Consider the following 26,730-nt stretch of genomic DNA (forward strand, 5'->3'; position numbering starts at 1 on the left):
CACGGATCAGCATGAAGAGGCGCGCGACAGACGCGGGCAGACGGAGGACCTATGAGCGGCACGGAGACCATTGCCCCGACCCCGGACATGAAGGTGTCGGTGCGCCAGGTGTTCGGCATCGACATCGACATGGAGGTCCCGGCCTTCTCCGAGGCGGATCCGCACGTGCCGGATCTGGACCCGGACTATCTGTTCGACCGCGCGACCACGCTCGCCGTCCTGGCCGGCTTCGCCCATAACCGCCGCGTCATGGTCACGGGCTATCACGGCACCGGCAAGTCGACCCATATCGAGCAGATCGCGGCGCGTCTCAACTGGCCGTGTGTCCGGATCAATCTCGACAGCCATATCAGCCGCATCGACCTGATCGGCAAGGATGCCATCGTCGTCAAGAACGGCCTTCAGGTGACGGAATTCCGCGACGGCATCTTGCCCTGGGCGCTGCAGAACAACATCGCGCTGGTGTTCGACGAATACGATGCCGGCCGGCCCGACGTGATGTTCGTGATCCAGCGCGTGCTGGAAGTCTCGGGCCGCCTGACGCTGCTCGACCAGAACCGCGTGATCCGCCCGCACCCCGCCTTCCGCCTCTTCTCCACCGCCAACACGGTCGGCCTCGGCGACACGACAGGCCTGTATCACGGCACCCAGCAGATCAATCAGGGCCAGATGGACCGCTGGTCGATCGTGACGACGCTGAACTATCTGCCGCACGACAAGGAAGTGGACATCGTCCTTTCCAAGGCGAAGCACTATCGCACCCCCGAGGGGCGCGACACGGTCAACCGCATGGTCCGCCTCGCCGATCTCACGCGCAGCGCCTTCATCAACGGCGACCTCTCGACCGTGATGAGCCCGCGCACCGTGATCACCTGGGCGGAGAATGCCGATATTTTCCGCGATCTCGGCTTCGCCCTGCGCGTCACCTTCCTCAACAAATGCGACGAGCTGGAGCGCGCGCTGGTGGCGGAATTCTACCAGCGTTGCTTCGGCCAGGAACTGGCCGAAAGTTCTGTGAACGTCGCGCTGTCCTGAAGGGTTCGCCATGGCCGGGTCCAACAAGGTCGCAAAGACCGCGCCGAAGGAGGCGCCCGTCGAGCCGTTCAAGCGCGCCGTGACCGGGTGCTTCAAGGCGATCGCGGGCGTCGCCGAGTTCGAGGTGTCGTTCGCATCCGAACGTCCCTCGCTCGGACCCGACCGGGTGCGCCTGCCGGAGCCACCGCGCCGCTTCACCCAACAGGATGTGGCGGTGTTGCGGGGCCATGCCGACTCGCTGGCGCTTCGCCTCGCCTGCCATGACCCATCCGTCCACCGGCGCATGCTGCCCACCGGCGACACCGCGCGCGCGGTGTTCGAGGCGGTGGAGCAGGCGCGGGTCGAGGCGGTGGGCGCGACCCGCATGGTCGGGGTTCAGCGCAACCTCGCCGCCATGTTGACCGACCGATACCATCGCGGTCCCTATGCCGACATCACCGATCGCGCCGACGCGCCGCTCGAGGATGCGGTGGCGCTCATGGTGCGCGAGCGGCTGACCGGGCAGGCCCCGCCACCCGCCGCCCGCAAGATCGTCGAACTCTGGCGCGATTTCATCGAGAGCCGGGCGGAGGGCGATCTCTCGCGCCTCGCCGACAGTCTCGAGGACCAGAAGAAATTCGGTCAGATCACCCGCGATCTCCTCTCCTCCCTCGAAATGGGCGAGGAATCCACCGCGGAGAGCGACGAGGAGACCGACGACGACGACAAGAATGACGGCCGCGACGAACAGGCCGGCGAAGAGGGCGAAAGCCGCGAGGACGAGAGCCAGCAGGGCGCGACCGAGGTCGAGGCCGAACTCGCCCAGGAGGAACTGCCCGAGAGCGCGGTCGAAAGCGAGGCCGGCCCGCCGGCCGATATGCCGGACGATGCCGATCTCGGCGACAGCGACGAGCCGGCCGAGCCCTGGCAGCCGCGCACCCCGCCGGGCGGCGACAAGAGCGGCCCGGAATACCACGCCTTCACCGCCAAGTTCGACGAGGAGGTGCTGGCCGAGGAGCTGTGCGACGCCGAGGAACTGGCACGCTTGCGTTCCTATCTCGACAAGCAGCTCTCGCATCTCCAGGGGGTGGTGGCGCGCCTCGCGAACCGCCTCCAGCGCCGCCTGCTCGCGCAGCAGAACCGGGCGTGGGAGTTCGACCTCGAAGAGGGCGTGCTCGACCCCGCGCGGCTCTCGCGCGTCGTCACCGATCCGACCGCCGCGCTTTCGTTCAAACGCGAGCGCGACACCGAGTTCCGCGACACCGTGGTCACCTTGCTGATCGACAATTCCGGCTCGATGCGCGGACGGCCGATCACGGTGGCGGCGACCTGCGCCGATATCCTCGCGCGTACGCTGGAGCGCTGCGGGGTGAAGGTCGAGGTGCTCGGCTTCACCACGCGGGCCTGGAAAGGCGGGCAGTCCCGCGAGACGTGGCTCGCCGCCGGCAAGCCGATCAATCCTGGCCGCCTCAACGATCTGCGCCACATCGTCTACAAGTCTGCCGACGCGCCGTGGCGGCGGGCGCGGCGCAATCTCGGCTTGATGATGCGCGAGGGGCTGCTGAAGGAGAATATCGACGGCGAGGCGCTCGACTGGGCGCACAAGCGCCTGCTCGGCCGGCCCGAGGCGCGGCGCATCCTGATGATGATCTCGGACGGCGCGCCGGTCGACGATTCCACCCTGTCGGTCAATGCCGGCAATTATCTCGAGCGGCATCTGCGGCACATCATTTCCGAGATCGAGACGCGCTCGCCGGTCGAGCTGATCGCGATCGGGATCGGCCACGATGTGACGCGCTATTACCGCCGCGCCGTCACCATCGTCGATGCGGAGGAGCTGGGCGGGGTGATGACCGAGAAGCTCGCCGAGCTGTTTTCCGACGCGGCACCGTCCCCGGCGCCGCGCGGCGGCCGGCGCCTGCATTGAGGCGATCCGTGCGGCGGCTGGCGGTCTCACTCGCGGCGGCAGCCGGCGTCGGCCTGTTTGCGGTCTGCGCTTTGGCGAAGCCGGACGCGCTGCCGCGCGAGCCGGTGGCGGTCGAGGTGCGCGCCGCGCCGATCGCCACCTTTCGCCCCCATTCCGAAGAACGGCGCTTCGGCCGGCTGGAGTTTCGCGGCGGGATGCGGCTGTCCTCGCCCTTCGCCGGTTTCGGCGGCCTGTCGGGCTTCGTACTCGCACCGGACGGCACGAATTTTCTCGCCGTCACCGATGCCGGGCTGTTCCTGAAGGGCCGGCTGGTGACCGAGGGCGACCGTCCGATCGGTCTGACCGACGTGACCGCGGCGGCCATGCTGGACGAGAAGGGCCGCATCCAGGCCAATCAGGGCCGTGGCGATGCCGAAGCGCTCGCGGTCGCGCCGGACGCGGTCTATGTGACGTTCGAGGACATCAACGAATTGTGGTCCTATCCCGGACCCGACCCGCTCGGAAAGACCGGCGTGCCGGTGCCCGTGCCGCCGGCCGTCAAGCGCCTGCGCAACAATCTCGGCCTGGAAGCGCTGGTCTATGTGCCCGGCCCGCCCATGACCGGCGCACTGATCGCGGTCGGCGAGGAGGGCGCGCGCGCCGGCGACGATCTACCGGGCGTGATCATTGGCGGCCCGCGCCCCGGCGGCTTCACCATCCGTAAGAGCGGCGCCTTCAATGGGACCGACGCGGCCCTCGGGCCGCGTGGCGACTTCTATCTTCTCGAGCGCCATTTCACCCCGGCGAGCGGCGTGTCGATGCAGATCCGCCGCTTCCCGCTCGCCGACATCCGTCCGGGCGCGGTGCTGGAGGGCGACATCCTGCTCACCGCCGACATGGGCCACGAGATCGACAATATGGAAGGCCTGTCGGCGACCGTGAACGCGGCCGGCGAGACCATCCTGACGCTGGTCTCGGACGACAATTTCAGCCTGCTCCAGCGCACCATTCTGCTGCGCTTCGCGGTCATGGACTGACCGCACGCCTTGCGTCGTCCGCTCCCGAAGCCGCCCGCCCCTCTCCCGTTCGCACGGAAGGGGGCACGGTCGCGACGCAGGTCCGCAGGCGACCGGAGGCCCCTCCGGCCGTCCCTCAGGCTTCCTTGAAGCCGTATTCCGGGGTGCCCTGCTCCGCGCCATAATATTTGTAGGGCAGGAATTTTCCGGTGAAGGTCATCTTCACCCGGTCGCCCTTCGGGTTCTCCTGACGCGAAATGTCGATGTCGAAATCGATCGCCGACATGATGCCGTCGCCGAACTCCTCTTCGATCAGCGCCTTCCAGGCCGGGCCGTTGACCATGACCATTTCGTAGAAACGATAGATCAAAGGGTCGGTCGGGGGCATCGGCATGCCGCGATACGGCACCTCGTTGAGCATCCGCTCTTCCTGCTCACTGAGCCCGAACAGCTCGGCGGCGGCCTTGGCCAGGGGCTTCACCAGCTTCATCTGGCCGAGCAGCGCGCCCACCACCAGGACCGGCGACATGCCGCCGATCTCGTCGGTGATGTATTTCCAGGTCCAACCCTTCTCGCGCTTGATGTCGAGGATCTTTTCGGTGAGCTGTTCGCGCTTCATGCGTCTCTCCTTGGGTCTGATCGGGGTCAGGCGGCGCGCGCGTCGCCATCCGGGGTGGGATTGGGAGCGGCCGAGGGGCGCACCCGCGGCGGGTGGCGGCGCTGGTAGCCGTCGGGCAGGCTGGCCTTGAAGGTGCGCGAGCGCTCGACCAGGAAGTCGATCAAATGGTTGCGCACCGCGTAGAAGTCCGGCTGCTTGTGTATGTCGAGGCGGCGCCGATCGCGCGGCAGCGGATTCTCGACGATCTCGGCGATGACGGCCTCGGGGCCGTTGGTCATCAGCACGATGCGGTCGGCGAGATAGATCGCCTCGTCGACGTCGTGGGTGATCATGAAGACGGTCTGCGCGGTCTCGAGGCAGATCCGGCGCACCTCGTCCTGAAGCGTGCCGCGGGTCAGCGCGTCCAGCGCGGAGAACGGCTCGTCCATCAGCAGGATCTTCGGCTCGATCGACAGAGCGCGGGCGATCCCCACGCGCTGCTTCATGCCGCCGGACAATTCCGCCGGATGCTTGGTCTCGGAGCCCTTCAGCCCGACCAGTTCGATGAATTTCAGCGCATGCGCCCGCACCTGGTCCCGGCTCCAGCGCGGATGCCGCGAGGAGACGGCATAGGAGACATTGCCGAGCACGGTACGCCACGGCAGCAAGGCATGGCTCTGGAAGATCACCGCCCGGTCGAGCGAGGGTCCCTCGATCGCCTTGCCGTCGACCGCCACCACCCCGTCGTCCGGCGCATCGAGGCCGGCGAGGATATTGAGCACCGTGGTCTTGCCGCAGCCGGAATGGCCGATGATGCAGGCGAAGTCGCCCTTGTCCATCGCGAACCAGAGGTCCTCGAAGACGGTGGTGCGCTTGCCCCCTGCGGAGAAGCGCCGGGCGATGCCCTCGATGGAGAGGTAGCGGGACGTCATGCCATCACTCCGGATAGGTCACGAGACGGGTGATGACGGCGAGGATCTGGTCGAGCAGCATGCCGACGACGCCGATCGCGAGGATCGACACGATCACATTGGTGATCGACAGATTGTTCCACTCGTTCCAGACGAAATAGCCGATGCCGGTGCCGCCCACGAGCATCTCGGCCGCCACGATGACCAGCCAGGCGATGCCGATCGAGATCCGCATGCCGGTGAGGATGGTGGGCGCCGCCGCCGGCAGGATCACGGTGAAGGCCTGGCGGAACGGCCCGACTTCCAACGTGCGGGCGACGTTGAGCCATTCCTTGCGCACGCTGCCGACGCCGAACGCGGTGTTGAGCAGCATCGGCCAGATCGAGCAGATGAAGATCACGAACACCGAGGAGAGGGTCGAATCCTTGATCGTGTAGAGGGCGAGGGGCATCCAGGCCAAAGGCGAGATCGGCTTCAGCACCTGGATGAACGGATCGAGCGCCCGGTTCATCAAAGGCGACATGCCGATCAGGAAGCCGAGCGGGATCGCGACCAGCGCCGCGAGCCCGTAACCGACCAGAACCCGGCCGATGGAATAAGCCAGCTGGATGCCCAGCCCCTTGTCGTTGGGTCCGTTGTCGTAGAACGGGTTCGCCAGATGCTTCCACATGGTCTCGCCGACCGCGAGGGGACCCGGCATGGCCGAGCCCCCCTGCGTGGCGGTGAGGCCCATGAGCTTGGCATATTCCGGATCCATGCCGGTGTCCTTGATCCCGCCCTGCACCGCAAAGTGCCAAGCGAGGAGAAAGCCGGCCAGCAAGAGGACCGAGACGATAAGCGCCCGGACGCGCAGGGACCCCACCATGGTCAGCTCCGCTTGATGGCGAAGCTCGCCACATACTCTTCCGGCTTGGCAGGATCGAACGGCTTGCCCATGACGACGATGGTCTTCTGCGCGGTCGGCGGGGTCTGGCCCAATTCCTTCATGAGCGCGCCGGTCTGGGTTTCGAGATAGACCTTCTTGGCGATGCCGGCATAGTCCACGTCGCCCTTCACCTGGCCCCAGCGCTTCATCTGCGTCAGGATCCAGATCGCGAAGGCATTGTAGGGGAATGGGTCGAACGCGATGCGGTTGGGATCCTTCTCGATCTTGCCGAGCCCATCGGCGAAGGTGCCGGTGAGGATCTGCTCCAGCACGATCTGCGGCTGGTTGAGATAGTTCGCCGGAGCGATGGCTTCAGCGATCTGCTTGCGGTTCTCCGCCTTCTGGGCATAGCCGGTCGCGTCGATGATCGCCTTGGTCACGGCATGGAAGGTATTCGGCATCGTGGTGACGAAGTCCTGGCTCGCCGCAAAGGCGCAGCAGGGATGGCCGTTCCAGATCTTGTTGGACAGGATGTGGATGAAGCCGACGCCGTCATAGACCGCGCGCTGGTTGAACGGGTCGGGACCGAGATAGCCGTCGATGTTTCCGGCGCGCAGATTGGCGACCATTTCCGGCGGCGGCACCGAGCGGATCTGCACGTCGGCGTCCGGGTCGATGCCGGCCTCCGCCAGATAATAACGCAACAGATAATTGTGCATCGAATAGTCGAACGGGACGGCGAACTTGAAGCCCTTCCAGTTCTTCGGATCGCGGTTGTCCTTGTGCTTCATGGCCAGCGTGATCGCCTGGCCGTTGATGTTCTCCACCGCCGGCATGGTGTAGGGCGTCGCGGTCGAGCCGACGCCCATCGAGATCGCGAGCGGCATCGGCGCCAGCATATGGGCCGCGTCATATTCCTTGTTGAGGGTCTTGTCGCGGACGACCGCCCAGCCCGCTGTCTTGATCACCTCGACGTTGAGTCCGTACTTGGAATAGAAGCCGAGCGGGTGCGCCATGATGATGGGGGTGGCGCAGGTGATCGGGATGAAGCCGATCTTCAGATCCTTCTTCTCCAGCGCTCCAGTGCCCTGCGCGAACGCCTCGGTCGCCTTGCCGAGCGGCAGGAACTGGGAAATCGCCGCGAGCGCGGTGGAGACGCCGACGGTCTTCAGGAATGTGCGCCGCGCCAGAGCATCGGGGATCACGGCCTGCAGGACGCTCGCCTCGACGGCGGACGCATAGAGCCGGTCCTCGCCGCCCTCGGTGGAAAGCGCGAGATCGTGCGCTTCGCGCGAGGCATGCCGGCCGCACGGGCAGCCGGAGGAGAAGAAGCGGGAACGCCGGAAGGGATCGAAGCTCGCCATGAACCGCCTCGCTTGCGTTTTCGGCCCCTGTCCGGGGCCTCGGGAAGGTGACTTCCCCCTACGCAAGCGCCATGCCACAGGGGGGCGCGCCGATTTCGCCATAAAGATCAACGCTGCCCACGAAGGTCTCGATTTACGACTTTTCGTGATTTATGATTTTTCGTAACGCAGTCGCGAATTTTCGTAATTTCGGGATCAAAATGTCTGCCCCGGCGATGGACCTTCCCCTTCATACCGGACCCTTCGGCCCTGCCTTCGATGGTGGCGTCGAGGCGCAGCTCGCGGTCGATATCGAAACCGGCGCCATCCTCGACGCGAACGCGGCCGCCGCTCGCCTGCTCGGGCATGAGCGCCCCCGCCTCAAGACGATGCAGGTGTTCGACCTGCTGCCCGGCCAGGCGTCCGCGCTCGTGGTCTTCACCCAGGCGGTGCTGGACCGCGGCGCCTATTGGACACGCTCGCTGGCGCCGCGCCACGCCGAGGGCACGCCGCTGCGGGTCGAATGCGGCGGCGCCCTCGTCAACACGCCGCGCGGTCGGCGCCTTCTGCTGACCCTGTGTGACCTCGAGGCACGCGCGCGCCGCGATATCGACGCCGAGGCCGATACTTTCATGCGCGAGGGCATCGCCCAATGGCAGCGCGCCGAGCGCTTCTTCCGCGACATCGAGCGCGAGAACCGCCTGCTGCTCGGCGCGGTCGGCGAGGGCATCTACGGCGTGAATGCCGAGGGCAAGACCACCTTCGTCAATCCCGCCGCCGAGCAGATCCTCGGCTGGACGGCAGAGGAACTGATCGGCCGGGACATGCACGCCATGGTGCATCATCACCACCATGACGGCGCGCATTACCCTCACGAGGCCTGCCCGATCTATGCCGCGTTCCGCGACGGCGCGGTCCATCGGGTCGAGAACGAAGTCTTCTGGCACCGATCGGGCCGGCCGGTCTGGGTGGAATATACCTCGACCCCGCTACGCGACCGCGGCGTCCTGATCGGCGCGGTGGTGGTGTTCCGCGACGTGACGCAGAAGCGCGAAGCCAACACCCAATTGCGCGCCGCGCTGGCCGAGGTGGACAGCCTGCGCGAACGGCTCGAACTGGAAAACGCCTATCTCCAGGAAGAGATCCGCGCCGAGAGCAGCCATCGCGGCATTATCGGCCGCTCCGCCGCGATCCAGAAAGTGCTGCGCCAGATCGAACTGGTCGCCCCCACCGATGCCACCGTCCTGATCACCGGCGAAAGCGGTACCGGCAAGGAACTGATCGCCCGCGCCATCCACGAGGCGAGCGAGCGGCACGAGCGGCCGCTGATCCGGGTCAATTGCGCCGCGATCCCCCGAGAATTGTTCGAGAGCGAGTTCTTCGGCCATGTGAAGGGAGCCTTTACCGGCGCGCTGCGCGACCGGATCGGCCGGTTCGAACTGGCGCACCGCGGCACGCTGTTCCTCGACGAAGTCGGCGAGATCCCGCTCGAATTGCAGAGCAAGCTGTTGCGGGTGCTCCAGGAAGGTCAATTCGAACGGGTCGGCGAGGAGCGCACGCGCAGCGTCGACGTCCGCATCATCGCCGCCACCAATCGCGATCTGCGGGCCGAGGTGCGGGCCGGGCGGTTCCGCGAAGACCTATTCTACCGTCTCGACGTGATGGCGGTGGAATCCGCGCCGCTGCGCGAGCGCCGCGAGGACATCCCGCTGCTGGCCCTGCATTTTCTCGCCGCCATGCGCAAGCCGGCACGCGAACCGCTTCAGCTGAGTGCGGGCGACATGCGCCGCCTCGCAGCCTATGATTGGCCGGGCAATGTGCGCGAGCTGCAGAACGTGATCGAGCGGGGCATGATCCTCGCCCGCAACGGTCGCCTCGCCATCGACCTGCCGGCTGCCGAGCCACCTTTGTCCGCGCCGACCATTGCGGCGCCGGCCCCGGGCATCGAGACGGAAGAGGAGCGCCGCGCGCGCCTGTGCGCCAGCATCCGCGCGGCGCTGGAGGCCTGCGGCGGCAAGGTCTCGGGTCCCGGTGGTGCGGCGGAACGGCTCGGCCTCAAGCCGACCACCCTCGCCTCCCGCATGAAGACGCTCGGCCTCGCGCCTCCCGCCCGTCCGCGCCCCACCTGACGACGCAGAAAAAAATCGCGGGGCCTGTCGGCACCCGCCGTCTTCGGCCGTCCTCTGGGCAATGCGGGGGTGGAGCACATGCCCCGCGGGTCAGGAAGGATGCGCGGCATGGTGGAGCAGATCTTCGTCAATCTTCCGGTCGCCGATCTGAAGGCCACGATCGCCTTCTGGCGGACGCTCGGATTCGATTTCAACCCTCAATTCACCGACGACAAGGCCGCCTGCCTGATGCTGGGCGACAGGATCTTCGCCATGCTGCTGGTCGAATCCTTCTTCACCGGCTTTACCGGTCGCGCCGTGCCAGATGCGGCGGCGTTTGCGGGGAGCATCACCGCTCTCCAGCTTCCGAGCCGCGAGAAGGTGGATAGCCTGGTTGCCGCCGCCGTCGCCGCGGGCGGTACGGCCCCGCGCCCGGCCAAGGATTACGGCTTCATGTACCAACACGGCTTCGACGATCTCGACGGCCATATCTGGGAAGCGTTCCATATGGCGGCCCCGCCGCCGGCCGCCTGATCGCCACCATGCTGCCCTCCGGCCCGCTCCGGCGTTTTCTGTCCGGCCCCGCGGTCCCGTTTCAGCCTTTATCCGGAGACACGACGATGATCGCCGAACCCTATCTCAGTTTCGAAGGGCGTGCCGAGGAAGCCATCGCCTTCTATGTCGCGACGCTGGGTGCCGAGGTGGACATGATGCTTCGCTTCCGTGACGCGCCGCCACCCGATGCCGGTGGCTGCCAGCCGCCGGAGGGGACGCCCTTGCCGCCGCCCGAAAAGATCATGCATGCCCGCCTGACCTTCGGCACCGCGGGCGTCATGGTGTCGGACGGCATGTGCATGGGCGACAGCAAGGCCGTGTTCACAGGCTTCGCGTTGTCCCTCTCGGTCGCCGATCCAAGCGAGGCCGAACGGGTGTATGCGGCGATCGCGACCAATGGCGGCACCGCCCAGATGCCGCTCCAGGCGACCTTCTTTTCCCCCGCTTTCGGCATCGCGGCGGACAAGTTCGGCGTACCTTGGATGGTGGTGGCCCAGCAAGCAAACTGAACAAGGAAGGGGAGGCGAGGATGGCGCAAAAGGTTCTGGTACTGATCGGTACCAAGAAGGGCACGTTCATCCTGGAGAGCGACGCGCAGCGGCGTGCCTTCGAGCTCCGCGGACCCTATTGCGAGACCTGGCCGATCAACCATGTCGTGGGGGACGAGAAGACCGGCACGATCTATGCGGGCGGCGGCAATGAATGGTTTGGTCCTGCGGTCTGGAAGTCGGAGGATCTCGGCGCGACCTGGAGCCATTCCAGCGCCGGCCTCGCTTATGGCGAGGGCGAAACCCCGATCAAGGCGGTCTGGAGTCTCAATGCGTCATATGGCCGGCTCCTTGCCGGCGTCGAACCGGCAGGCCTGTTCGTGAGCGCCGATGGCGGGGCGAGCTTCGCCCCTTTGCCGGGGCTGCGCGATCACCCGAGCCGGAGCGACTGGAATCCGGGCGGCGCGGGGCTGATCCTTCATTCGCTCGTCACCGCGCCGGGAGACCCGAACAAGATCTGGGTCGGCATTTCGGCGGCCGGTGTGTTCCACAGCGCCGATGGCGGGATCACCTGGGAGCCGCGCAACCGCGGCACGCGCGCCGATTTCATGCCGGAGGGCCAGACCCTTCCCGAGGTCGGGCAGTGCGTGCATTGCGTGGTGCTGGCGCCGGGATCAGGCGAGCGGCTCTACCAGCAGAACCATTGCGGCATGTACCGCTCCGACGATGGCGGACGGAATTGGCACAGCATCGAGAAGGGTCTGCCCTCCTCGTTCGGCTTCCCGGCCGCGGTGCATCCGCGCGACCCGGACCGGCTCTATCTGATCCCGCTCAACGGCGACAGCACGGGTCGCTTCATGCCGGACGCCAAGGCTGCGGTGTGGGCCACCGCGGATGGCGGCGCGACCTGGAGCGACAAGCGCGAAGGTCTGCCCCAGCGCAACGCCTTCTTCAACGTGCTGCGTCAGGCGCTCGCCACCGACACGCTGGAGCCGGCCGGCGTCTATTTCGGCACCGGCTCGGGGTCGATCTATGCGAGCGTCGATGCCGGCGAAACGTGGCGCGAAGCGGCGCGCCATCTGCCGACCATTTCGTCGGTCGAAACCCTGGTGGTCGAGGCGTGACATGCCGGTCCATGTCCGGCTGCCGGCGCACCTCGTCGCCCTGTTTCCCGGGGCGCCCCGCCGACTCGACATCGAAGCGGCGAGCGTCGGTGAGATGATGGCGGCGCTCGACGCGCTCTGGCCGGGCATGCGCGACCGCCTGTGCGACAGCACCCCGGCAATCCGGCGCCATATCAATGTGTTCGTGGGGGGCCGGCGGGCCAACCTCGCCACCCCGCTGCACGACGGCACGGACGTCCATGTTCTCACCGCGATCAGCGGCGGCTGAGGGCCGGAACGACGCGCGTCCCGGCCCCTCGGTCGACCGGACGCTTCAGGCGACCATATTGACCTTTCCGCTGGCGAGGTCGTAGACGGCGCCGACCACCATGACCTTCTTGTCCGACACCATCTGCGACAGGATCGGGTTGGCCGTCTTCAGCCGCTCCACATTGAAGGCGACGTTGCTTGAAATCGCGGCGTCGAGCAGATTGCCGGGCTTCTCCGCCTTGGCCTTCTCCACCGCCGGTTTGATCGCATTCACCAGATCCGGAAGGTGGCCCGGCAACTGGATATTGTCCTTCAGCACCTTGATCGTGGCGTCGACGGCACCGCAATTGCTGTGGCCGAGAACCATGATGAGCGGCGAGCCGAGAAATTTCGCGCCGTATTCCAGGCTGGCGAGGCCGTCATTGTTCACGAAATTGCCGGCGACGCGCACCACGAAGAGTTCGCCCGGCCCCTCATCGAAGGCGAGTTCGGGGGCGACGCGGGAATCCGCGCAGCTCAGGATCGACGCGAACGGATATTGGGCCGTAGCCCGCGCCGCGCGGCCGGCGGAAAAGTCCCGCTGGTTGGGCGCATTGGCCGCGTAGCGGGCATTGCCGTCCATCAGGCGTTTCAGGGCCGCATCGGGCGAGATGGCATTGGGCGGGGTCCCCTGAGCGAAAGCCGGCAGCGGCACACCGCCAGAGAGGAATGCGGCGGCGCCGGTCGCTCCGGCGAGAATGAGGCCGCGGCGCGACATGCCGAATCCGTGGGTGGTGCACATGGGAAGCCCTCGCTTCTCGATGACAAGACAGACCGCCAAGAGGCCGAGGCTCGACCGCTCGCGGCGACGACGTATATTTTTCCCTGCGCCTCTGGCACAAAAGAACAAACTTTGCAGGTATTGCCCCATTGCCGAGACGTTCTGCTTTCTCATCCGTTCTCAAAGGGCCTTCAGCGCCGGCTCACCTTCCTCAGAACATCGAGGTTGCGGCAGCGAAATATCGCGCGAATCCGGAATTCAGAACACACCTTTTACGCTACTGCATTACCGCAACGGCCGCATCGGGCGGGTCTTGGCCGTTTGCCAAGCTCTTCGACCAGCTTGACCGTTACATGATCTGCTACATTCTCATTCACAATTATTATTTTTGGCGCAATGCGAGTGGACCGGCGCCCACCCTGACCGCCCTGCAACACCGCGTGACGGCCTCGCCGCGCCAGACGGCAGGGCTCGTTGCCGCGCTCAAGGTGGGCCGCCTCGTGACGGCGGAGTCGTCGGACGACGACGGACGCATCAAAAGGCTGCGTCCCGCCCCGGCCATGATCGCGAGGATCGGCCGCTCGGTGCGCGCCTTCGTCGATGCGGCCGAAGCGCTGGATGGCGCGGACGGGACTTTTGCGCGGTTCGCCGAGCCCGACGCCTTGGGCGACCTCATGTTCCGCTCGGCCGCCCATGTGCTCGCCCACGGCACGCTGATCCATCCCTTCCCGCGGATTCTCGCCTTCGCCGCGCGCGATTGCGGCTATCTGGTGCTCTGCACGGTCATGCGCGCCCATTATGCAGAGATGCGGGCCGAAGCGGTCCCGCGGTTGAGCCAGCGCGCGCTCGCCGCGCGGCTCCAGGTCTCCCCCGCCCATATCGGCAATCTGCTCGGCGAGGCAGACCGCGGCGGCTGGCTCACAATCGGCCCGCGCGGTCGGCTGACGGCGATCGACCCGACCCTCGTGGCCGAGTTCGAGCACTGGGCCTCATGCCAGATGGCGCATTTCCGCCGCCTCGCCGGTGAAAGCGCGTCTTTCCTCGCGCGGCAGGATGGGCTCACTCCGGCGCCAGCGCCATAAGGGTCGTATTGCCGCCGGCGGCCGCGGTGTTGGTGCTCGTCACCTGCTCATGCAGCAGCCATGCGACCGGATAATCGGCGCCCGCCGAGATCTCCTCGGTCCGCAGCGCATGAACCGCCAGAAGCGGCCCCTCACGGGCAGCTATCTCTTGGTCGAGAGCGGCCAACGCCGCGCCTGTGCCCTCGAACAGGACAGCGTCGAACGTCGCAGTGCGCAACTCGGATGCGAGCGGCCCGACGCGACCCTCGAGTTCGGCGGGCAGGTCCGTGACGAAATCAGACCATGGCCCGTCGGGATCGACCAGCACCCGGTTGCCTGCCGCCAGTGCCGCGGCGATCTGCATGGCACAGCCGAGCGGGGTCGCCGGCAGACAGAGGACCGTGCCGCGCGGCTGCAGCCTATAGAGGTTGCGCTCGCCGACCGGTCCGGGGAGAGCCACCCCTGGGCCAGGCGTGCAACGCGCCGCCAGCGCCCGTCCGCGCACCGCCCAGTCCGGCGCCCGCACCGCAAGATGCGCGCACCAGGCGAGCGCCGTCGGCTCAGGCACCCCCGGGGGTGCCGGCAGCGGCGCGGTCGAGGCACCCGCGACCAGCCGACGCAAATAAAGCGGGCCGCCGGCCTTTGGCCCGGTTCCCGAAAGATTGCGCCCGCCGAACGGCTGCACCCCGACCACAGCGCCGATCAGGTTGCGATTGACATAGAGGTTGCCGGCCGCAATCGCCCCACACACCTCCGCCACCGTCTCGTCGATGCGGCTGTGCACACCAAAGGTGAGGCCATAGCCGGTGGCGTTGATGGCCGCGAGCAGCGCGTCCCGCGCCGCGCGGGGATAACGCAGGACATGGAGAACCGGGCCGAAAACTTCCCGTTTAAGTTCACCGATCTCGGCGATCTCGATCAAGGTCGGCGCGAGGAAGGTGCCATAATGGCAGTCCTCAGAGAGCGGCGCCTGGGTGATCCTGCGGCCCCGCTCCCGCATCGCCTCGATGTGAGCGGCGATGGTGTCCCGCGCCGCGACGCCGATCAGCGGCCCGACATCGGTGGAAAGATGCGCCGGATCGCCCACGCGCAGCTCGGCCATCGCGCCGGTCAGCAATGCCAGCGTGCGATCGGCGATCTCCTCCTGCAGGCACAGAACCCGCAAGGCCGAGCATCGCTGCCCGGCGGAGTCGAAGGCGGAGGCGAGCACGTCACCCACCACCTGCTCGGGCAGAGCGGAGGAATCGACCAGCATCGCATTCTGTCCGCCGGTCTCGGCGATCAATGGAACCGGCCGGCCGTCGGGACCGAGCCGCGTCGCGAGCTGCCGCCGGATTGCCCGTGCGACGTCTGTGGATCCGGTGAAGACCACGCCGCATACGTCGCGATCGGCGACCAACGCGGCCCCCACCGCGCCATCACCCGGCAACAGGCTGAGCGCGCCGGGCGGAAGCCCTGCCATGTGCAGGATCTCCACCATTGCAGCCGCGATCAACGGGGTCTCCTCCGCCGGCTTGGCGAGCACGGGATTGCCTGCGGCAAGCGCGGCAGCGACCTGACCGGTGAAGATAGCGAGCGGGAAATTCCAGGGGCTGATGCAGGCGACTGGCCCGAGCGGCAACGCATCCGCCCCGAGCCGCTCCCCTTCCGCTGCATAATAGCGCAGAAAATCCACCGCCTCGCGCACCTCGCCCACAGCATTGGCCAGCGTCTTTCCGGCCTCGCGGACGATCAGGCCGAGCAGCGCGGGCATCCGCGCCTCCAGCAGCTCGGCTGCGCGGCGCAGCACGGCTCCGCGCTCGGCGGGCGCGACGGAGAGCCAGGAGGCCTGTCGCACCGCGCGAACGGCCTCCGCCACCAACACCGGATCCGCCTCCACCACGCTTCCCACCACGTCGCGCAGATCGGCCGGGTTACACACCGGCCGCACGACGCCGGTCCGCGGACCGTTTGCGAGGACCGGCATCGCCAGCGTCGGCGCGCGTGCCGCCGCCAGAAGCGGGCCCGCCAAAGCGGCCAATTGCCTTTCGTCCGCGAGGTCGAGGCCGGCGGAATTCGCCCGCCCGTCGGGAAACAAATCGCGCGGCGCGGCGATGCGTGGGTGCGGCGTGCCCACGGGCGCTAGCGCTGCCGCCTGCGCCACCGGGTCCGCAACCAGATCGTCCAGCGGGGTGTCGGGATCCGCGATGCGATGGATGAAGGAGGAATTGGCGCCGTTCTCCAGCAGCCGTCGCACAAGATAGGCCAGCAGGGTCTCGTGGGTGCCTACGGGCGCATAGATCCGGCATGGCCGGCCGAGCCGTCCGATGACCTCCTGGTAGAGCGGCTCGCCCATGCCGTGGAGGCATTGAAACTCGTAGCGTTCAGGGGGAAACTCAGGACCGGCCATGGCCATCACGGCCGCGACGGTCTGCGCATTGTGGGTGGCGAATTGCGGAAACACCGCCTCGGGCGCCGCCAAGAGACGCCGCGCGCAGGCGAGATAGGCGACATCGGTGTGGACCTTTCGGGTGAAGACCGGAAAGCCCTCCAGGCCGTCGACCTGGGCGCGCTTGATCTCGGCGTCCCAATAGGCGCCCTTCACCAGCCGCAGCATGATGCGCCGTCTGGTACGCCGGGCGAGATCGATCACGACGTCCACCGCGCCCGGCGCGCGCTTCTGATAGGCCTGGATCACGAAGCCGAGCCCGTCCCAGCCGCGGAGTGACGGGTCGACCGCCAGCGCCTCCAGGATGTCGAGCGAGAGGTCGAGCCGGTCGGCCTCCTCGGCATCGATGTTGAAGCCGATATCGTAGCCTTTGGCGATCCGTGCGAGGGCGGCGGCGCGCGGCAGAAGCTCCGCCATCACCCGCGCCCGCTGGCTTCTCTGATAGCGCGGATGCAGCGCCGAGAGCTTGATCGAGATGCCCGGACCGGCATAGACGCCGCGCCCCGCCGCAGTCTCGCCGATCGCGTGCGCGGCCGTCTCATAGGCGGTGAAATAGCGGTCCGCATCCAACGCCGTGAGGGCCGCTTCGCCCAGCATATCGTAGGAATGGCGGAAGCCCTTCGCCTCCAAACGCCGCGCGTTCGCGAGGGCCTCGCCGATGGTCTGCCCGATCACGAACAATTCGCCCATCATCCGCATGGCGAGATCGACCCCGGCGCGGATCACAGGTTCGCCGCTGCGCGCGATCAGCCGCGTCGCCGCGGCGGAAAGGCCGCGCTCGCTGTTGGTCGACGTGAGGATGCCGGTGACGAGCAGCCCCCAGGTGGCGGCGTTCACGAAAACCGACCGGCTGCGGCCGAGATGGGCCTGCCAGTCGCCGTGACCAATCTTGTCGCGGATCAGCGCGTCGCGGGTGGCGGTGTCGGGGATACGCAGCAGGGCCTCGGCGAGGCACATCAGGGCAACGCCCTCCTGACTCGAGAGGTCGTATTCCCGCAGCAGGGCCTCGACCGCGCTCCGTCCCGCTTTGCGGCGCACCGCGGCGGCGAGCGCGTGCGCCTGCGCGGTCGCCGCGTCTGGAGTGAGGCCGGCTTCGGCGATGAGGCCGGGAAGGATCTCGGTCTCGGGCACGCGACAGGCCGCACTGGTGCGTGCCCGCACGGGATCCCGCACCACCACGTCGAGCGCGAAGTCGCGAAACGGCCCGCCGGCCGCATCGGGCTCAGAGGTCATGGGACACGCCTCCGCTGCGGGGCAAAAACTGAACTGTACGAACAGCGAGAAGGTAAACTGATCGGGCCGGCGATCCAATCACACCGGCGTATCGCATACGAATGTGCTCGGCCACACGTCGGCGCGGAGGGAACCTTCCGCGCGCCCTGGCATTTCTGCCGAGGTCGCGCTCGACGCTCAAGCTCGGACTTTGCCGCGTGTCGCCTGCGGCAATTCCATGCTATCGGGGCGCGCGCCCCGAATGCGGCAGAGAACCGTGCCGCACATCAGACCGCCAGCGGAGAGCCGCATGTTCCCGACGCCGAAGCCGTCTTTGATCCCCAACACCTATGCCTACGAATCCGAGCCCATGGTGAAGCCCACCGGCTTCCGGGAATACGATGCGCGCTGGCTGTTCCAGAAGGAAATCAACCTGATGGGGGTGCAGGCGCTGGGCATGGGGCTCGGCACGCTGATGCACCAGATGGGCGTGCGCCCAGAGATCGCCACGGGCCACGATTTCCGCGGCTATTCCGCCTCGATCAAATATGCCCTCGTCTCCGGTCTGATGGCGGCGGGCGTGAAGGTGCACGATATCGGGCTCGCGCTCTCGCCCATGGCTTATTTCGCGCAATTCGCCCTCGACGTGCCGGCGGTGGCCATGGTCACCGCCTCGCACAACGACAATGGCTGGACCGGCGTGAAGATGGGCGTCAACCGCCCCCTCACCTTCGGTCCGGACGAGATGACCCGCCTGAAGGAGATCGTGCTCGGCGCGCAGTTCGATCTGAGAGGCGGCGGCAGCTACGTCTTCGTGGAGAACTTCCCCGAAACCTATATCAAGGACCTGACCGACCGGCCGAAGCTGAAGCACCCGATCAAGGTGGTGTGCGCCTGCGGCAACGGTACCGCCGGCGCCTTCGCGCCCAAGGTGCTGGAAGCGCTCGGCTGCGAGGTGATCCCGCTCGACACCGAGCTCGACCATTCCTTCCCGAAATACAATCCCAATCCCGAGGACATGGAGATGCTCCATGCGATGCGGGACGCGGTGCTCGCGCACAAGGCCGACGTCGCCCTTGGCTTCGACGGCGACGGCGACCGCTGCGGCGTGGTGGACGACGAGGGGGAAGAGATCTTCGCCGACAAGATGGGCGTGATGCTCGCCCGCGACCTCGCCAAGATCTATCCGAACAGCACCTTCGTGGTGGATGTGAAGTCGACCGGTCTGTTCGCCACCGATCCCGAACTCATCAAGCTCGGCGTCAAAGCGGATTATTGGAAGACCGGCCATTCCTACATGAAGCGGCGCGTCAACGAGACCGGCGCGCTGGTGGGCTTCGAGAAATCGGGCCATTATTTCTTCAACAAGCCGATCGGCCGCGGCTATGATGACGGCCTCGTCTCGGCGATCGCCGTGCTGGACATGCTGGACCGCAATCCCGGCAAGAAGCTGTCCGAACTGCGTCTCGCTTTGCCCAAGACCTGGTCCTCGCCCACCATGTCGCCCCACTGCGCCGACGAGGCCAAATACGGCATCGTCGAAAGCGTCGTGAAGCATTTCCAGGATCTCGAGGCGAAGGGCGAACAGGTCACGGGCCAGAAGATCCGCGACCTCGTCACCGTGAACGGCGTGCGCGTGACGACGGAGGATGGCTCCTGGGGCTTGGTGCGCGCCTCCTCCAACAAGCCGGAACTGGTGGTGGTGGTGGAAAGCCCGGTCTCCGAAGCGCGCATGCGCGAGATGTTCCATGCCATGGACGACGTGCTGCGGACGCATCCCGAGGTGGGCGAATACAACCAGACGATCTGACGGAGGCGGCGGCGCGCCGGGATGGAGCGCCGGTTCCTAACTCCAACCACCGTCGGTGTCCGGTCCAGGGTTAGCGCCATTCAGGGTATCGGATACACGCATGACGGCTATGTACGGTGCAAGCCATTTGCGCTTTCCGGGCGCGGTGCCGAACGCCGGATCGGTGTCGCGATCCGCTTCCTCTGTATTGCGCGTGCCGGCCGAATTGTCGTCGCTTGCAAGATCCTGCATCTGCTCTCGCCCCATCTGCCCCATCGGTTCGGGCATCTGGACGCGCAGACACCCGGAAATACAATCCTTCTTGCGCAATCAGGAATTGACATGCCCCAACGCCAGCGTCAACCTCTGCCTGTGCCGTTGGCTGTAGGGGGACAGCGATGGAAGAGGACTGGTATCTCGGCGAGTTGCGGATCTTTCCCTACGCCGATGATTGGGTTCCCGCCGGCTGGCTGCCCTGCGAAGGACAGATGCTCGGGATCATGTCCTACGCGGCGCTCTACAGCCTGATCGGCACAACCTATGGCGGGGATGGGCGCTCCACGTTCCGCCTTCCCGACCTGCGCGGGCGCACGCCCCTCGGCCTCGGCCAGTATTTCGGACCCGACGGGCCGGGGGATGGCTATGTGCTCGGCCAGAGCGGGGGAGTGGAAAAGGTTCGGCTCGACGTCGGGGACATGCCCGCCCACACCCACGCCGTCCGCGCGGTGCGCAGCAGCGGCACCTCCACCAACCCCAGCAGTGCCTTCTTTGCCATGCCCAAGCAGTCCTCGGGCACGACCAAGCCGCTCTACCAGACCGCCGCAACCGATCTCGTCAGCCTGGCCCCCGGCGTGGTCTCGGCGAGCGGGCATGCCGATTCCGCAGACCCGCAGGGCCGCGCCGCACCCCATTCCAATGTGCAGCCCTTCCTGGTGCTCGGCTATTTCATCGCGACAACCGGCTATTATCCGGAGGCTTGAGCCCGCATGGCTTATCTCGGACAGATCATCCTCTTCGCCGGCGAATGGGTGCCCGAGAACTGGGCGCGATGCGACGGGACGCTGCTCCCCATCCAACAGTATCAAGTCCTGTTCACGCTGCTCGGAACCCGTTTCGGAGGCGATGGCGTCACGCGCTTCGCGCTGCCTGATCTGCGGGGCCGGGTCGCGGTCGGACGGAGCGCCCAGCCGCGCGGGGACGACATCATCCCCTCTCATGTCGGGGCATCCGGGGGCACCCAGACGGTCGCCCTCGCCACCGACCAGATGCCGCGCCACACCCACGCCTTCCAGGCCAGCCCCGATGTCCAGCATACGCCGATCGCCCCGGCGGACGCCGTCGCGGCCAGCCTTCCCAACCGGGCCTATTTCTACTTTGATCCGACATCCGTCGCGACCCCGCAGGAGCCTACGCTGAAGGCTTCAGCGGTTCATGATGTCGGCGAGGACGTTCCGCACGACAATCTCATGCCCGGTCTCGGGCTGCACTACCTCATCTGCTTGTGGGGCGACTATCCCGCGCCGAACTTCGAAATGAAATGAGCCGCACCATGATCGACGATGCCTTCATCGGCGAGATCAGGTTCTTGCCCTATCGGCACAAGAACCCTCAAGGCTGGCTTCCGTGCGAGGGGCAAAGCCTGCCGACCAGCCAGTATCAGGCGCTCTACGCCGTCATCGGCGATCGATTCTCCAGCGGCGGCGGGTTCTATTTCGCCGTGCCCGACCTGCGCGGACGCACGCCGGTCGGGGTCGGCGTCAGCGCCTCTGCGGGGCCCGTCACGCTTGGCGAGCGGATCGGGGTGGAGACGGTGGTCCTTGCACCGGAGGAACTGCCGAAGCACAACCATACCATCCGCGCCAAGTCCGCCGGCTATAGCGGCAACGAGTCGGCCTTCAAGTCCGCCCCCTCGGGCACCGTCTGGCCGGGCCGCTATCTCGACAATACGACGGGCGCCCTCGGCACGATCAATGCCTATCTCAATGCCCCGGACTTCGAAACCGAGGCGATGGACCCGCGCACCCTGGGCGCGACCGGAGGGTCGGGCGCCCATGAGAACCGCCAGCCTTATCTGACACTTGCGCCCTATATCTGCTATTACGGCATCTTCCCGTCCCCGGACGGCACTCCGCCGCCGTCGGGTGGCGTTGCAGTCGTCAGCGAATAATGCAATGGCGGGTGGCAGCCACAGGCCCGCCGCCACGCATTCGACAGGATCGCGCAGCTCTATAGGGCGGAAGCGGCGGCGCGGCCATGGCATGGCGGACATGACAGGGCGGGAGCGGCGGCGTGTCCCCTGATCGGGAGCGATCATGTCCTTCACGCCGGCCGCTTTGCTCGCCTTTCTCGCAGACCATGGCATCGCCGCCGTTACCCACCATCATCCCCCCCTCCACACGGTCGCGGAATCGCAGGCACTGCGCGGCGACCTGCCCGGGGCCCATACCAAGAACCTGTTCTTACGCGATTCCAAAAAGACCTATTTCCTCGTCACCCTCGAAGAGAACACCCCGGTCGACCTGAAGGCGCTGCGATCCAAGATCGGTGCGCGCGGCGGACTGTCCTTCGGCTCGACGGAGGCGCTGTATGAAAAGCTGGGCGTCCTGCCAGGTTCGGTAACGCTGCTGGCGACGATCAATGATCCCGACCACCAGGTCATCGTCGCGGTGGAGGCGCGGCTGCTCGCGGCGGACCTTGTCAATTGTCACCCCCTGACCAATGAGAAAACCACGGCGCTGACGCCCGACGCTTTGCTGCGTTTCCTCGAATTGACCGGCCATGCGCCGCTGCGCATCTCCCTCGACGCGGATGCACCACCGGTCGACTGATCCACTGACGCGCCTTTCCTCATCCTGGCCCGATCGAACGAAGGCTGCCGCCAACGCCCCCGTCATGCTATCGCTCGCTCCGGACTGTTCGGCGGCGTCTTCGCTGGACGGCCTTAATAGATCCAACGCCCGCACGAGGCCGGACAGCCTCGCCGCGCGGGTGACGACGGAGAACGAACATGGCGCTCAGGGTTGCGGACGTGATGGCGCGGACGCTGGCTTCTGCAGGGGTGGAGCGGGTCTGGGGCGTGGTCGGCGACAGCCTCAACGGCTTCACCGACGCTTTGAGATCGACCCCCTCCGTCACATGGATGCATGTCCGGCACGAGGAGGTCGCGGCGTTCGCGGCGGGCGCCGAAGCGCAGCTCACGGGCAAGCTCGCGGTCTGTGCGGGAAGCTGCGGCCCCGGCAATCTCCATCTCATCAACGGCCTATTCGACTGTCATCGCACCCGCACCCCGGTGCTCGCGATCGCGGCGCATATTCCGAGCCCGGAAATCGGCTCCGGCTATTTTCAAGAAACCCATCCGGAAAGTCTGTTCCGCGAGTGCTCGCATTATTGCGAACTGGTCTCGAGCCCCGAACAAATGCCGCGGGTGCTCGAAATCGCCATGCGCACCGCAATCCAGAAGCAGGGCGTCGCCGTAGTGGTGATACCGGGCGACGTCGCTCTGCAGCCGGCGGTCGGGCCGACCGCAGGCACGTTCACGCCGATCGCCCCGCCGGTCATCGTCCCGCCCGAGGCGGAAGTGGTGAAGCTCGCGGCGATGCTGGACGGTGCGCAGCGCATCACGCTTTTGTGTGGCGCCGGCTGCGCGGGCGCGCATGACGAAGTGGTGGCGCTCGCCGCCGCGCTGAAAGCCCCGATCGTCCATTCCTTGCGCGGCAAGGAGCATGTCGAATTCGACAATCCCTACGATGTCGGCATGACCGGGTTCATCGGCTTTGCTTCGGGCTACCACGCGATGCGCGAGGCCGATCTGCTGCTGATGATCGGTACCGATTTCCCCTATCGGCAATTCTACCCGACCGAGGCGCGCGTGGCGCAGATCGACATCCGGGCGGAAAATCTCGGCAAGCGCACGTCGCGGCTCGATCTCGGACTGGTCGGCGCGGTCAAGCCGACCCTCCGGATGCTGCTCGCCCATGTCGCGCCGCGGACCGATGCGGGTTTCCTCGAGGCGACGCAGAAGCATTACATCGCCTCCCGCAAGGATCTGGACGGGCTCGCGGTGGAGACCGGCCCGAAGACGCCGATTCACCCGCAATATCTCGCCCGGATGATCGACGAGGTGGCGGCCGAAGACGCAGTCTTCACGTGCGACGTCGGCGAGACCACGGTGTGGGCCGCGCGCTATGTGAAGATGAACGGGAAGCGCGCGCTGATCGGCTCGCTGATCCACGGCTCGATGGCGAATGCCCTGCCCCAGGCGATCGGAGCCCAGGGCGCCTTTCCCGGCCGGCAGATCGTCTCCATGTCCGGCGACGGCGGCTTCACCATGCTGATGGGCGACATCGTCTCGCTGCGCCAGCTCGATCTGCCGGTGAAGATCGTGATCTTCAACAATGGTCTGCTCGGCTTCGTCGACATGGAAATGAAGGCCGCCGGCTTCCTGAATGTCGGGACCGACCTGAAGAATCCCGATTTCGCCGCGATGGCGAACGCGATCGGCATTCTTGGGATCCGGGTCGAGACCGCAGCGGACGTCAGGGGCGCCTTGCAGCGCGCCTTCGACCATGATGGGCCGGCGGTGGTGGACGTCGTCACCGACAAGATGGAACTGGTCATGCCGCCGGCCATTAAAGCCGAACAGGCGATCGGCTTTTCGCTCTATGCCGCGCGCGCGATCCTAAACGGGCGCGGCGACGAGCTTCTGGAACTCGCCCGCAGCAACCTGTTCCGCTGAGCGGGCGAGCAACCGCCGCCACAAAGGAGCCCCATGCGCCGGACGGCGATCGCCCTTACGGCCGGAGGCGCGGCGATCCTTGCGATCGCCGCCCTGCTCGGCGTCCTCCTGGTCCTCCCGCAGACGGTGGAGTGGCGCCGGAACCTCGCGGGTCGGGTCCTGACCGCTTATTGGGGTGAGCCCGTGACCGTGCACGGCGGAGCGGACCTCGCTTTGTGGCCGCAGGCCAGATTCCGCTTCACCGACCTCGCCTCCACGACGTTCCAAGGCGCGCCCGTCCGGCTGGGATCGCTCGACGTGGTGCTCGCGCCGTGGCTGCGGCTACCGTTCGACCCGACCGTGTTCGCGCTCAGGCTGGAAAATGGGCGCTTCGAGTTCCCCCTCACCGGGGACGAGGAAAGCGCGCCCGGCACGCTTCTCGATACCCCGGTTGCGCTGTTCTCCCTGCTGCCCCGGCTGCGGCTGGAGAATGTCAGCTTCGTCCTTTCCGATGCGCAGGACGGTTGGGAATTCGACCTCAATGTCAGTCGCCTGCTCAGCCGGCTCGTCGGCAATGTCGAAGACATGTCCAGCACGGCGACCCTCAACGGCACGCCGATCACGCTCGACTTCAAGTTCGACCGCGCCCCCGCGCCGGCCGAGCCGGGTCTGCTGCCGTTCGGCGCGGTGATCGAATTTGGTGCGACAGGATTCAACGGGCGGATTAAGGCGCGCTCCCCAACGGCTGGGTTCGATCGAAATCTCGTCATGACGATGGAGGCCCACGCGACCTCCATCGCCGACCTGCTGGCGCTGGCGGGAATCGCCCGTTCCGTAGACGGGACGGCGGACCTGCGCGCCCAGCTCCTCGCGGCGCCGAACCAGATGGAGTTGCGCGGGCTCGCTTTGGACATCGACAGCTCCGAGGGGGAACGCCTCTCGCTCACCGGCGGCATTTCCGATCTGTTCGGATTGACCGGCGTCACCCTTCGGGCGGTGCTCGATATCGATCCGACGGCTCCGCCCGCCATTTCGCCGCGCGATATCGCCGTCACGCGCATCGCGGGTGAGTTACGGGATGGATCGGACGGGCTGATGGTCGTCGACGCCACGATCGACACCAATGCCTTTTCCCAAAGCTTGCGGGAGCTCGGCCCGCTCACCATCGAAGCCATCAAGCGCGATCCACAGGGCCATGTCGCGCTGGAGGGGATCACCCTCCTCGCCGGCCCGGAGGTCGAACCCGCCTTCCGTCTGACGGGCCGTGTCGGGGACCTGCTCGGTCTGTCCGCCATCGCATTGGATGGCACGTTCAACATCCCGCTGAAGGACGTGGTCGTCTTGCCGTCCGACACCGGCGCGCAGCTCGGCCGGCTCGTCGGCGCCGCCGCCGTGTCGGATGCGGGCGGTGAACTCGCATTCGACCACCTGTCTGCCGAATTGCGCGGCAGTACGTTGATCTCAGGCCGGATCGCGCTAGGCTCTCCGGCTGCCGGCTCGGATGCGAAAAAGGAGGCAAGCGACCTGCTCGACATCGTGCTGGCGGTCCCGAAGGTCGATGCGCTCGCAGCCGCGCTCGCCACCACCTCGCGCTTTTCCGGTCCCCTCTCGGCAAACCTCCGTCTGACCCGCCCCGACGCCACCGCCCGTGCCGAAGGGCGGATCGACATCGGCGGCACCGAGATCGACGTGCGGCTCACGAGCCGCCTGCGCGATTCACGGCCGTTCGTGACCGGCACCCTCTCCTCTCCCGGGATTCAGGCGGAGGAACTCTTTCTCTTTGCCAGCGGCACCGAGCGCCCCCGGTTGGCCATAGCCGGCGCTCATTTGCCGGCGGACGGCAGCAAGCTCGACCTCCCCGCCTCCTTCGACATCGACATCGCACTCGACGCCAAGCGGATTGACGGAGTACGCGCTGCGGCAAGTGGGCTCAAAGCCCGCCTTCTTTTGCACCAAGGCGCCTTCAGCGCCGACCCGGTGACCGTCACGCTCGGCGGCGGCCGCATCGAGGCGGCCCTCACCTCCGACCTGCGGTCGCAAGTGCGCGCGAAGGGCAGCGGGACCGGCTGGCCCCTCGATCGCCTGTTCGGGCGCGCGAATGGGTTTGAGATCGCAGGCACCGCCGCGGCGACTTTCGATCTGTCGGTGAGCCTGGAGAACAAGGCGCCGATCGTGACCACCCTCGACGGGCATGTGCTGGCGCGTGTGCACGACGCGAAGCTCGGCACGGGGCTTTTGGATCTCGCCGGGCTCGGCGTCCTCGGAGGGGTCTTCAACCCCGCCGTCCTGTCGGGCGAAAGCGCGCTGCGCTGTGCGCGGATCCCATTGCGCTTTACGCACGGGATCGGTCGTACGGATCCGGACATCGTAGTTGAGACCGCAAGCGTGATGGCGGTGGCACGCGGCAGTGTGGACCTCGCCGGCGACCGCATCGATCTTGCGGTGGTGCCGCGTCCGCTCGGGGCGGGCCCGCAGATGACCGGCTATGCCTTTACCATCAAGGGGACGCTCGGCGCGCCGAGGATAGCGCTCGATGACGGCGTCCATCCGGCGGCCGCACGGCGCGCCACGAGCTGCATGTCGCCATAG

Annotated in this window: 23 protein-coding genes; 16 read left to right on the forward strand and 7 right to left on the reverse strand. The window is 66.9% G+C overall.

What is annotated here, in order from left to right; translation table 11 throughout:
- Nucleotides 1-51 precede the first annotated feature (51 nt).
- Genes cobS through EDC64_RS02825 form a run of 3 tightly spaced genes read left to right on the forward strand, consistent with a single transcriptional unit; the run spans nucleotide 52 to nucleotide 3,957 of the window.
- Nucleotides 52-1,035: a cobaltochelatase subunit CobS gene (cobS, locus tag EDC64_RS02815; RefSeq protein ID WP_132029622.1), complete on the forward strand. Its 984-nt coding sequence runs from the start codon at nucleotides 52-54 to the stop codon at nucleotides 1,033-1,035.
- A 10-nt stretch (nucleotides 1,036-1,045) separates the two neighbouring features.
- Complete coding sequence (gene cobT / locus EDC64_RS02820; protein WP_132029624.1) at nucleotides 1,046-2,941, forward strand: cobaltochelatase subunit CobT; 1,896 nt, start codon at nucleotides 1,046-1,048, stop codon at nucleotides 2,939-2,941.
- 8 nt (nucleotides 2,942-2,949) lie between these two features.
- Nucleotides 2,950-3,957 carry an esterase-like activity of phytase family protein gene (locus EDC64_RS02825; RefSeq protein ID WP_132029626.1) on the forward strand — a complete coding sequence of 336 codons (1,008 nt, stop codon included), beginning with the start codon at nucleotides 2,950-2,952 and terminating at the stop codon, nucleotides 3,955-3,957.
- 115 nt (nucleotides 3,958-4,072) lie between these two features.
- On the opposite strand, the gene cynS is transcribed toward EDC64_RS02825, so the two are convergent.
- The 4 genes from cynS to EDC64_RS02845 are packed head-to-tail and all read right to left on the reverse strand — an operon-like array spanning nucleotide 4,073 to nucleotide 7,674.
- Nucleotides 4,073-4,555: a cyanase gene (gene cynS / locus EDC64_RS02830; RefSeq protein ID WP_132029628.1), complete on the reverse strand. Its 483-nt coding sequence runs from the start codon at nucleotides 4,553-4,555 to the stop codon at nucleotides 4,073-4,075.
- A gap of 26 nt (nucleotides 4,556-4,581) precedes the next feature.
- Nucleotides 4,582-5,466, reverse strand: coding sequence for an ABC transporter ATP-binding protein (locus EDC64_RS02835; protein ID WP_132029630.1), 885 nt, complete (start codon nucleotides 5,464-5,466; stop codon nucleotides 4,582-4,584).
- Between the two features lie 4 nt (nucleotides 5,467-5,470).
- Nucleotides 5,471-6,310: a nitrate ABC transporter permease gene (ntrB, locus tag EDC64_RS02840; RefSeq protein WP_132029632.1), complete on the reverse strand. Its 840-nt coding sequence runs from the start codon at nucleotides 6,308-6,310 to the stop codon at nucleotides 5,471-5,473.
- Nucleotides 6,311-6,312: 2 nt separating this feature from the next.
- A complete protein-coding gene (locus EDC64_RS02845) occupies nucleotides 6,313-7,674 on the reverse strand; it encodes a CmpA/NrtA family ABC transporter substrate-binding protein (RefSeq protein WP_132029634.1) in 1,362 nt (453 codons plus the stop codon).
- A 200-nt stretch (nucleotides 7,675-7,874) separates the two neighbouring features.
- On the opposite strand from EDC64_RS02845, the gene EDC64_RS02850 reads away from it, so the two are divergent.
- The 5 genes from EDC64_RS02850 (at nucleotide 7,875) to EDC64_RS02870 (ending at nucleotide 12,196) form a co-directional block, all read left to right on the forward strand.
- Entirely contained in the window at nucleotides 7,875-9,782 is a 1,908-nt protein-coding gene (locus tag EDC64_RS02850; RefSeq protein ID WP_132029635.1) for a sigma 54-interacting transcriptional regulator, read from the forward strand.
- 108 nt (nucleotides 9,783-9,890) lie between these two features.
- Nucleotides 9,891-10,295, forward strand: a complete 405-nt coding sequence (locus EDC64_RS02855) for a VOC family protein (RefSeq protein ID WP_132029637.1) — start codon at nucleotides 9,891-9,893, stop codon at nucleotides 10,293-10,295.
- Between the two features lie 86 nt (nucleotides 10,296-10,381).
- Nucleotides 10,382-10,825: a VOC family protein gene (locus tag EDC64_RS02860; protein WP_132029639.1), complete on the forward strand. Its 444-nt coding sequence runs from the start codon at nucleotides 10,382-10,384 to the stop codon at nucleotides 10,823-10,825.
- A 20-nt stretch (nucleotides 10,826-10,845) separates the two neighbouring features.
- Nucleotides 10,846-11,928 (forward strand): WD40/YVTN/BNR-like repeat-containing protein, encoded by a 1,083-nt coding sequence (locus EDC64_RS02865; RefSeq protein WP_132029641.1) that lies wholly within the window; start codon nucleotides 10,846-10,848, stop codon nucleotides 11,926-11,928.
- 1 nt (nucleotide 11,929) lies between these two features.
- Nucleotides 11,930-12,196, forward strand: coding sequence for a ubiquitin family protein (locus EDC64_RS02870; protein WP_132029643.1), 267 nt, complete (start codon nucleotides 11,930-11,932; stop codon nucleotides 12,194-12,196).
- 45 nt (nucleotides 12,197-12,241) lie between these two features.
- On the opposite strand, the gene EDC64_RS02875 is transcribed toward EDC64_RS02870, so the two are convergent.
- Nucleotides 12,242-12,958: a carbonic anhydrase gene (locus EDC64_RS02875; RefSeq protein ID WP_132029645.1), complete on the reverse strand. Its 717-nt coding sequence runs from the start codon at nucleotides 12,956-12,958 to the stop codon at nucleotides 12,242-12,244.
- Between the two features lie 332 nt (nucleotides 12,959-13,290).
- Between EDC64_RS02875 and EDC64_RS02880 the strand changes: the two genes are divergently transcribed.
- On the forward strand, nucleotides 13,291-14,019 hold the full coding sequence (locus EDC64_RS02880) for a YciI family protein (RefSeq protein WP_245504494.1): 729 nt from the start codon (nucleotides 13,291-13,293) through the stop codon (nucleotides 14,017-14,019).
- Here the strand turns inward: EDC64_RS02880 and putA are convergent.
- Nucleotides 13,997-17,659, reverse strand: coding sequence for a trifunctional transcriptional regulator/proline dehydrogenase/L-glutamate gamma-semialdehyde dehydrogenase (gene putA / locus EDC64_RS02885; protein ID WP_132029648.1), 3,663 nt, complete (start codon nucleotides 17,657-17,659; stop codon nucleotides 13,997-13,999). The genes EDC64_RS02880 and putA overlap by 23 nt on opposite strands.
- Nucleotides 17,660-17,948: 289 nt before the next feature.
- Between putA and EDC64_RS02890 the strand changes: the two genes are divergently transcribed.
- The gene (locus EDC64_RS02890) at nucleotides 17,949-19,448 is read left to right on the forward strand and encodes a phosphomannomutase/phosphoglucomutase (protein ID WP_132029650.1); all 1,500 of its coding nucleotides are present in this window, start codon (nucleotides 17,949-17,951) and stop codon (nucleotides 19,446-19,448) included.
- A 36-nt stretch (nucleotides 19,449-19,484) separates the two neighbouring features.
- Here EDC64_RS02890 and EDC64_RS02895 read toward each other — a convergent pair whose 3' ends face one another.
- Nucleotides 19,485-19,757, reverse strand: coding sequence for a hypothetical protein (locus EDC64_RS02895; RefSeq protein WP_132029652.1), 273 nt, complete (start codon nucleotides 19,755-19,757; stop codon nucleotides 19,485-19,487).
- Between the two features lie 68 nt (nucleotides 19,758-19,825).
- Between EDC64_RS02895 and EDC64_RS02900 the strand changes: the two genes are divergently transcribed.
- From EDC64_RS02900 to EDC64_RS02925, 6 genes are all read left to right on the forward strand, one after another.
- On the forward strand, nucleotides 19,826-20,407 hold the full coding sequence (locus EDC64_RS02900; RefSeq protein WP_132029654.1) for a phage tail protein: 582 nt from the start codon (nucleotides 19,826-19,828) through the stop codon (nucleotides 20,405-20,407).
- A 6-nt stretch (nucleotides 20,408-20,413) separates the two neighbouring features.
- Nucleotides 20,414-20,968, forward strand: coding sequence for a phage tail protein (locus tag EDC64_RS02905; protein ID WP_132029656.1), 555 nt, complete (start codon nucleotides 20,414-20,416; stop codon nucleotides 20,966-20,968).
- Complete coding sequence (locus EDC64_RS02910) at nucleotides 20,965-21,594, forward strand: phage tail protein (protein WP_132029658.1); 630 nt, start codon at nucleotides 20,965-20,967, stop codon at nucleotides 21,592-21,594. Before EDC64_RS02905 ends, EDC64_RS02910 begins: the two co-directional genes overlap by 4 nt.
- 145 nt (nucleotides 21,595-21,739) lie before the next feature.
- A complete protein-coding gene (locus tag EDC64_RS02915) occupies nucleotides 21,740-22,255 on the forward strand; it encodes a prolyl-tRNA synthetase associated domain-containing protein (RefSeq protein WP_132029660.1) in 516 nt (171 codons plus the stop codon).
- 179 nt (nucleotides 22,256-22,434) lie between these two features.
- Nucleotides 22,435-24,162, forward strand: coding sequence for a ubiquinone-dependent pyruvate dehydrogenase (gene poxB / locus EDC64_RS02920; protein WP_132029662.1), 1,728 nt, complete (start codon nucleotides 22,435-22,437; stop codon nucleotides 24,160-24,162).
- Nucleotides 24,163-24,195: 33 nt separating this feature from the next.
- On the forward strand, nucleotides 24,196-26,730 hold the full coding sequence (locus EDC64_RS02925; RefSeq protein WP_132029664.1) for an AsmA family protein: 2,535 nt from the start codon (nucleotides 24,196-24,198) through the stop codon (nucleotides 26,728-26,730).

It is taken from the genome of Aquabacter spiritensis (assembly GCF_004346185.1).
In the GTDB taxonomy this organism is placed as follows: Bacteria; Pseudomonadota; Alphaproteobacteria; order Rhizobiales; family Xanthobacteraceae; genus Aquabacter; species Aquabacter spiritensis.

Excerpts from the sequence above, each read along its gene's own strand:
- cobS (WP_132029622.1), top strand. The coding sequence starts at position 52 with ATGAGCGGCACGGAGACCATTGCCCCGACCCCGGACATGAAGGTGTCG.
- cobT (WP_132029624.1), top strand. The coding sequence starts at position 1,046 with ATGGCCGGGTCCAACAAGGTCGCAAAGACCGCGCCGAAGGAGGCGCCC.
- cynS (WP_132029628.1), bottom strand. The coding sequence starts at position 4,555 with ATGAAGCGCGAACAGCTCACCGAAAAGATCCTCGACATCAAGCGCGAG.
- EDC64_RS02835 (WP_132029630.1), bottom strand. The coding sequence starts at position 5,466 with ATGACGTCCCGCTACCTCTCCATCGAGGGCATCGCCCGGCGCTTCTCC.
- ntrB (WP_132029632.1), bottom strand. The coding sequence starts at position 6,310 with ATGGTGGGGTCCCTGCGCGTCCGGGCGCTTATCGTCTCGGTCCTCTTG.
- EDC64_RS02845 (WP_132029634.1), bottom strand. The coding sequence starts at position 7,674 with ATGGCGAGCTTCGATCCCTTCCGGCGTTCCCGCTTCTTCTCCTCCGGC.
- EDC64_RS02850 (WP_132029635.1), top strand. The coding sequence starts at position 7,875 with ATGTCTGCCCCGGCGATGGACCTTCCCCTTCATACCGGACCCTTCGGC.
- EDC64_RS02855 (WP_132029637.1), top strand. The coding sequence starts at position 9,891 with ATGGTGGAGCAGATCTTCGTCAATCTTCCGGTCGCCGATCTGAAGGCC.
- EDC64_RS02860 (WP_132029639.1), top strand. The coding sequence starts at position 10,382 with ATGATCGCCGAACCCTATCTCAGTTTCGAAGGGCGTGCCGAGGAAGCC.
- EDC64_RS02865 (WP_132029641.1), top strand. The coding sequence starts at position 10,846 with ATGGCGCAAAAGGTTCTGGTACTGATCGGTACCAAGAAGGGCACGTTC.
- EDC64_RS02870 (WP_132029643.1), top strand. The coding sequence starts at position 11,930 with ATGCCGGTCCATGTCCGGCTGCCGGCGCACCTCGTCGCCCTGTTTCCC.
- EDC64_RS02875 (WP_132029645.1), bottom strand. The coding sequence starts at position 12,958 with ATGTGCACCACCCACGGATTCGGCATGTCGCGCCGCGGCCTCATTCTC.
- EDC64_RS02880 (WP_245504494.1), top strand. The coding sequence starts at position 13,291 with ATGATCTGCTACATTCTCATTCACAATTATTATTTTTGGCGCAATGCG.
- putA (WP_132029648.1), bottom strand. The coding sequence starts at position 17,659 with ATGACCTCTGAGCCCGATGCGGCCGGCGGGCCGTTTCGCGACTTCGCG.
- EDC64_RS02890 (WP_132029650.1), top strand. The coding sequence starts at position 17,949 with ATGTTCCCGACGCCGAAGCCGTCTTTGATCCCCAACACCTATGCCTAC.
- EDC64_RS02900 (WP_132029654.1), top strand. The coding sequence starts at position 19,826 with ATGGAAGAGGACTGGTATCTCGGCGAGTTGCGGATCTTTCCCTACGCC.
- EDC64_RS02905 (WP_132029656.1), top strand. The coding sequence starts at position 20,414 with ATGGCTTATCTCGGACAGATCATCCTCTTCGCCGGCGAATGGGTGCCC.
- EDC64_RS02910 (WP_132029658.1), top strand. The coding sequence starts at position 20,965 with ATGAGCCGCACCATGATCGACGATGCCTTCATCGGCGAGATCAGGTTC.
- EDC64_RS02915 (WP_132029660.1), top strand. The coding sequence starts at position 21,740 with ATGTCCTTCACGCCGGCCGCTTTGCTCGCCTTTCTCGCAGACCATGGC.
- poxB (WP_132029662.1), top strand. The coding sequence starts at position 22,435 with ATGGCGCTCAGGGTTGCGGACGTGATGGCGCGGACGCTGGCTTCTGCA.
- EDC64_RS02925 (WP_132029664.1), top strand. The coding sequence starts at position 24,196 with ATGCGCCGGACGGCGATCGCCCTTACGGCCGGAGGCGCGGCGATCCTT.